Source organism: Enterovibrio gelatinilyticus (assembly GCF_028683095.1).
GTDB classification, from domain to species: Bacteria; Pseudomonadota; Gammaproteobacteria; order Enterobacterales; family Vibrionaceae; genus Enterovibrio; species Enterovibrio gelatinilyticus.
The window spans coordinates 1-377 of record NZ_JAJUBC010000138.1; the positions used below are offsets into that span (position 1 = coordinate 1).

Sequence of the window (377 nt, forward strand, 5' to 3'; positions counted from 1 at the left end):
TTACGCCAACCAGTATACTCAGTGGGTGAGGCGCAAAGAAAATGGGAAACCATGCGTACATATATGGATGAGCCAAAGAATAAATGGCCAAGATCGCGACCATTTGTCAAAGAAGACCGCGCCATGTTTGATGCCGAGCGCAAACGTATCTGGTCTAAATTCCTAAAAGGTCCGAGAAAGTGGGTATCGTTCAAATTCACCGACCCAGCAGACTCTTATTTCACCTTATTCTCATATTATTTCTATCACATTCTCGCATGCTGGAAGATCCCGTACATGGTTTCAGAATGGACGGACACCTTGAACAAAAAACCGTTGCCAGAAAATATTAAAGAATGGTCAACGCCCTTACCTAAAGACCAGTGGCAAAAACCGAG

1 pseudogene is annotated in these 377 nt (G+C 44.0%); it reads left to right on the plus strand.

The window, feature by feature from the left end:
• Positions 1–51: 51 nt before the first annotated feature.
• Positions 52–377, plus strand: a pseudogene (locus LRP50_RS25560) (hypothetical protein); the annotation flags it as partial.